We start from the raw sequence: 2,249 nt of genomic DNA, 5'->3' as shown, positions 1-2,249 counted from the left end.
CCATGACCGAGCAGATCACCGCGATCACCCGATTCACCGTCGCCGACGAGGCTGACGCCGACGTGGACCGCCTGATCGCCGCCATCACCACCCTCGTCACCGCAGGCCCCACCTGGACCTACGCCACCACCGACGGCCTCTGGAACCCAACCCCCGAAACCCGCCCCCTCACCACCGACACCCTCACCGGCGCCGCCCCCTGCCTGATCGGCTGAGTTCACGTCGCATGCCCGGTCCCCCTGGATAGCGGGGCCGGGCTCGTCTTTTCGCCGGTCAGGTGTCGAGGGCGGTGGGGCGGTGGTATTTGCCGTTGTAGTAGAGGAGGGGGGCGGCGGTGGGGGATTCGTGGGTTTGGTCGTGGACTCGGGTGACCAGGCCTACGGCGAGGGTGTGGTCGCCGATGTCGATGAGCTGGTGGAGGGTGGTGCGGAGCCAGAGGGGGGTGCCGTGCAGGACGGGTTCGCCGGTGTCGAGGGTGGTCCACAGGGAGCGGTCGGTGAAGCGGTCGGCGGCGGTGCGGGAGAAGCGGTGGGCCAGGTGGTGCTGGTGTTCGCCGAGGAAGTGGATGACGACCGAGTCGGCGGCGCGCAGGGCCTCGATGCTCGACGAGGTGTGGGCGATGTTGAACGACACCAGGGGCGGTTCGAGGGACAGCGAGGCGAAGGAGGTGGCGGTGAAGCCGACCGGGCCGTGCTCGGCGCCGATCGTCACCACGGTGACACCGGCCGGATAGTGCCGCATCGACTCCCGGTACTGCTCGGCCGTGATTCCACTCAGATCGTCGGGAACCACCAGCTCGGACGGAGTACGTCGCACTTCACTCACCCGCCCCAAACTACGCCCGTGCCGCGACCGCGCCCAGGGTCCGGTCGGCCCGATGGGCGCACATCACACCGGCTCCGGCTCAGTCGACCTCGATCGGCAGCCCGGCGGTGATCCGGACGAGTTCGCGGAAGTTGGTGCGGAACACCGTGTTCGGATGCCCGCCCGCGGCCCACACCTCGGTGTGCTCGGCCAGCGCGGTGTCGACCCAGGTGGGCAGGTTGGTGGGGTGGCCGACGGGGGCGGTGCCATCGATCGGCTGACCGGTGATGCGCTCGACCAGGGCGGTGGGTGCGGGCGTGAGGGTGCCCTCCAGGCGTTTGCCGGTGCGCGTCAGGTCGACCTGGTGGTGGTCGGCGACCAGCAGCAGGACGGGATCGTCGTCGAGCAGGAAGACCTGGGAGGTGGTGATCGCGGTGGGATGGGCGCCCATCGCGCGGGCGGCATCGGCGGCGGTGGCAGCGGGCGTTTCCGGCGAAACGATGACGCCGTGATGCCCGCGGGCGATGAGCGTATCGGCGACGCGGCATGCGACCGCCGGAAGAGACGACCTGCGCATGAAATCCAGAGTAGGACGATTGCGGGAAATATGCCGGGGGAGTGGATTTTTGGGGTCGACCCCAGGGCCTGCGCGCATCCCTGGCGCCGCGCCAATAGACTCGGCACATGACTGATTGGCAGGCCTTCACCGTCGAGATCGCCGACCACGTTGCCCAGGTCACACTGACCGGGCCGGGTAAGGGCAACGCGATGGGACCCGACTTCTGGCGCGAGCTGCCGGAGATCTTCCGCGAGCTCGACGCCGACCCGCAGGTGCGGGCCGTGGTGCTCACCGGCGCGGGCAAGCACTTCTCCTTCGGGCTCGACCTGGCGGCGATGGGCGGCATGCTCGCGCCCGTGCTGGCCGACGACGCGAAGGCGGCGCCGCGCACCGAGTTCCTCAAGGTGGTCCGCGGGATGCAGGACTCGGTGACCGCGGTCGCCGAGTGCACCAAGCCGGTGATCGCGGCCGTGTCCGGCTGGTGCATCGGTGGTGGCCTGGACCTGATCGCGGCCGCCGACATCCGGCTGGCCAGTGAGGACGCCAAGTTCAGCCTGCGCGAGGCCAAGGTCGCGATCGTCGCCGACATCGGCTCGCTGCAGCGCCTGCCCGGCATCATCGGCGAGGGCAACCTGCGCGAGCTGGCCTACACGGCCAAGGACATCGACGCCGCGCGCGCCGAGCGGATCGGCCTGGTCAACGAGGTGTTCGCCGATCAGGAGGCCGTGGTCGCGGCCGCGCACGCGATGGCGCGCGAGATCGCCGAGAACCCGCCGCTGGTGGTGCAGGGCATCAAGGACGTGCTCGAGCACCGGACCGCGCCCGCGGTGGCCGACGGCCTGCGCTACGTGTCGACCTGGAACGCGGCGTTCCTGCCGTCGAAGGA

Annotated in this window: 3 protein-coding genes and 1 pseudogene; 2 read left to right on the top strand and 2 right to left on the bottom strand. The window is 70.2% G+C overall.

What is annotated here, in order from left to right; translation table 11 throughout:
- Positions 1–215 (top strand): annotated as a pseudogene (locus ACWDNU_RS45205) (hypothetical protein); the annotation flags it as partial.
- 58 nt (positions 216–273) lie between these two features.
- Here ACWDNU_RS45205 and ACWDNU_RS45200 read toward each other — a convergent pair.
- Both ACWDNU_RS45200 and ACWDNU_RS45195 read right to left on the bottom strand, forming a co-directional pair.
- On the bottom strand, positions 274–825 hold the full coding sequence (locus tag ACWDNU_RS45200) for a flavin reductase family protein (RefSeq protein WP_355280863.1): 552 nt from the start codon (positions 823–825) through the stop codon (positions 274–276).
- Positions 826–904: 79 nt separating this feature from the next.
- Positions 905–1,381 (bottom strand): YbaK/EbsC family protein, encoded by a 477-nt coding sequence (locus tag ACWDNU_RS45195; RefSeq protein WP_355280861.1) that lies wholly within the window; start codon positions 1,379–1,381, stop codon positions 905–907.
- 107 nt (positions 1,382–1,488) lie between these two features.
- On the opposite strand from ACWDNU_RS45195, the gene ACWDNU_RS45190 reads away from it, so the two are divergent.
- Positions 1,489–2,249: crotonase/enoyl-CoA hydratase family protein (locus ACWDNU_RS45190; RefSeq protein ID WP_449673371.1), on the top strand; the 761-nt coding region annotated here is incomplete at its 3' end.

Source organism: Amycolatopsis sp. NPDC003676, from assembly GCF_053587275.1.
The sequence above is the reverse complement of the archived record's forward strand: the minus strand, read 5'-3'. Positions and strand labels throughout refer to the sequence as shown.